The 3,071-nt window shown below is 47.2% G+C and carries 3 protein-coding genes and 1 pseudogene; all 4 read right to left on the bottom strand.

What is annotated here, in order from left to right; genetic code table 11:
- Window positions 1–130 precede the first annotated feature (130 nt).
- Window positions 131–1,054 (bottom strand): annotated as a pseudogene (locus FKG94_RS28455) (IS481 family transposase); the annotation flags it as partial.
- A 212-nt stretch (window positions 1,055–1,266) separates the two neighbouring features.
- Window positions 1,267–1,398, bottom strand: a complete 132-nt coding sequence (locus tag FKG94_RS29430) for a hypothetical protein (RefSeq protein ID WP_281284291.1) — start codon at window positions 1,396–1,398, stop codon at window positions 1,267–1,269.
- 357 nt (window positions 1,399–1,755) lie between these two features.
- Window positions 1,756–2,223, bottom strand: a complete 468-nt coding sequence (locus FKG94_RS28450) for a hypothetical protein (protein ID WP_142930338.1) — start codon at window positions 2,221–2,223, stop codon at window positions 1,756–1,758.
- A 90-nt stretch (window positions 2,224–2,313) separates the two neighbouring features.
- Window positions 2,314–3,071: transposase (locus FKG94_RS28900; protein WP_179957855.1), on the bottom strand; the 758-nt coding region annotated here is incomplete at its 5' end.

Genomic DNA, 3,071 nt, shown 5'->3' with positions numbered 1-3,071 from the left:
AGATGAACACCGATTCCGGAAAAATCGGCAAAGTGTTCACCATGGGCCGGAATGCGTGTTCACGTTGGATCGGATTGGGTGTTCACGATGCGCCGGAATAGCTGTTCGACTTCGGCCGGAATATGCAATCGAGCCATTCGTCCAGGTCTGTTTGTAGTTCCTCCAGCGATTGATAGACTTTTCGCCGCAATCCCGGCTGGTAAAACTCTTGTAGAATCGTTTTATGGAAACGTTCACAGATACCGTTAGTCTGTGGATGCCTGGCCTTGGTTCGAGTGTGTTCAATGTCGTTGAGGGCTAGATAAAGCTGATAGTCATGCTGTTCGACTTTGCCGCAATACTCGGTACCGCGATCAGTGAGTATTCTCAGCACGGGCAGCGACTGCGCTGTATAGAAGGGCAATACCCGGTCATTGAGTAGGTCTGCGGCCGTAATCGGCGTTTTGGTCGTATACAGCTTGCAGTGAGCGACCTTGGCGTAAGTATCGACATACGTTTGCTGATAAACCCTACCAACCCCTTTGAAGGTGCCAACATAGAAGGTGTCCTGTGACCCCAGGTACCCGGGGTGGGCCGTCTCAATTTCGCCACATGCCTCGTCATCAAGCTTCTTGCGCTCCAGGGCCTGCACCTGAGCTTCGGTGAGGATAAGACCTTCCTCTGCCACTTTAGCCTCCAGTGCTTTCAGCCGCAATTTGAAGTTAGCCAAATCATGGCGTAGCCAGATACTGCGTACCCCGCTGGGAGAGACAAACACACCTCGTTTACGCAGTTCATTGGAGACGCGAACCTGGCCATGGGCCGGCTGCTCGACAGCATAGGCAATCACGGCGCTTTCTACCGCAGGCTCTACCCGATTCTTAACGTTGGGTACGCGGCGATTTTTGTCTAACAGGGCATCGATCCCACCTTCGTCCACCGCTTCTTTATAGCGATAAAAGGTGTCTCGGGATACACCCATGACTTTGCAGGCTTTGGAGATATTGCCTAATTCATCCGCTAAATTCAGCAATCCGACCTTGTGTTTGATAATACGTTCGTTACTATGAAGCATGAGGGTTACCTCTTGGTTTTGTTTGATTTACGGTTTAGTCACCTTCAATCAAAACCGGTAACCCTCTCTTTTTCAAGAGGGAATGTACGATCTGGTCTGAACTAACTCAATTCAGGTTATTAAGTTATCAGTGTCCCCAGTCCCTTATAAAGTTATCAGTGTCCCCTATCCTTGCTCACCCCACACCCTTGTGGACGGTACAAGGGGACATCTCAGCCTTTTAGATTTTCTGGAAAAGTTAAAATCTGCATTATATGAATGATAAATAATAAACTTATTAACGCCCCAGAAACCAAATGGCTTATATTTGCAACCCCAGTTGGTAGCTCATCAAATCTTTCCACATAATTCTCCCACCTCTTACCTTGAAAAAAGAAGTAGAAATTCAAGAGTACTATTATTAAAAAAGGCCAGACGTCTCTTAATGGCAGTGGCAAAAAGGGGAATAGATCAAACCCTAACATTGATGGAAGGCCATTCTTTCTAAGCTCCATATCTATTGACATAGAAAGAAAAGAAACAAATACACAAAGTATCGATACAGCCCAAACATGCGGCATACTTCTACTTCCGCCCCATTTGCACGAACTGAACTTGTACAGACTATAAAACAAAAAAGGGTAGCTAATTATCACTCGTGGCCTATTCATAAAGCTGGAAACCATCCAGCCACATCTTAAGATGTGGCTCTACTAACTAATTTATTGGTACATATTGTCTATGGCTTGGCGGAGATCATCGTATCGACCAGGAGGAGAAATACTGGGCTGAGGTCCTGCTTTAATTGCTGCATCTAAAACTCTAGGACCTACTACTGGCGCCAATGTATAACTCGCCCCAATTAATGGAAAACGCAAACCAACGGTAGTCATTGTTTGATCTATTGCGAATTTAGCATTACTTCCACCGGTATTCCATGCAGTAAAATTGCCGTAAGACTCTAGACCAAAGGCTAGAGGTGTAAGCCCTTGCGCTAGATCAGCCACCTTGTGCATAACAACATACTGATTGCCACCCCACCCCATTATGGAGTATTTCAGATTATTTTTAGACGTGATGCCTATCCTACCCAAATCAGCATCCGACAACACAAACCCTGTAAAACCAACTAAGGCTCCCGTTCCAGACGCAACACTACCATCGTTTGCAGTACTACCAGCACAAGCCATCGGTACTCGGCAGCCATCCTTTTGCACCGGCGCTAGGGGCGCTAGGGGACACTGATAACTTAACAACTTAACCCAACTCACACAGATGTATCATTCGATATCCTTTATGTCGATATTATGCTTTAAACAATAGTCCCTACCTCTTTTTGAGGACTTTGACACCGCGGCCGGGCTTACACCAAGCCTGTCGCCAAGTTGTCGGGTTGTTAACCTCAACTCTCGAACACCCCAAAAGCATATTAGGGCTTTCGCCAGAGACAATGCATTTGAACGTCCTTTTTGCATCAACTGCTCCGACTCTACCTCGACATACTTGCACACCCAACTTATCAGTGTTTCCAGGTCGATGCCCTGACGCTTTCTCACTACGCTTTTTTCAAAGTGTATTTCATCCTCCCGCAAGGCTCGTTCCACAAAGTCGCTATCACCCAATATACGCTCGTCCCCTATGCGCAACGTGTGCTCTTTTCGAGCAGAAGTCGCCAACTCCCATCCCCCATAACTGCGGATAAGCCCACCACCTGATAAATCCGGTGTGCCGCCGGCTTGCAGCCCTTCCTCCATAAACTGGTGATATCGACGTCTGGCTGTGCTCAATCGTTCGCCAAACAGGCCCAACAATGCATTAACTTCCTGCCAGGGCTGCCGGTGCCTGCCCAGCATTCCTGAATGTCCCGTCCATCGGTAGTGATCAAGAGCCGATAGCGACTCGACGATCTTGGCCTTTAATGGATTAAGGTGAATATACCGCACCAGTTCCAGTAAATAATTGTCAGCATCACAGAGAATCGATTGGTAGCGGTTCTGAAAAACATAGCCGCTTCTGTGATAACGGCGATTATAACTGC

It is taken from the genome of Exilibacterium tricleocarpae (assembly GCF_007004655.1).
Taxonomy (GTDB): domain Bacteria; phylum Pseudomonadota; class Gammaproteobacteria; order Pseudomonadales; family Cellvibrionaceae; genus Exilibacterium; species Exilibacterium tricleocarpae.
This window is presented reverse-complemented; position numbering and strand designations above follow the sequence as displayed.

What these genes read in the sequence shown, in the direction of transcription:
- FKG94_RS28450 (WP_142930338.1), bottom strand. Translation starts at nt 2,223, where the DNA reads ATGGCTTGTGCTGGTAGTACTGCAAACGATGGTAGTGTTGCGTCTGGA.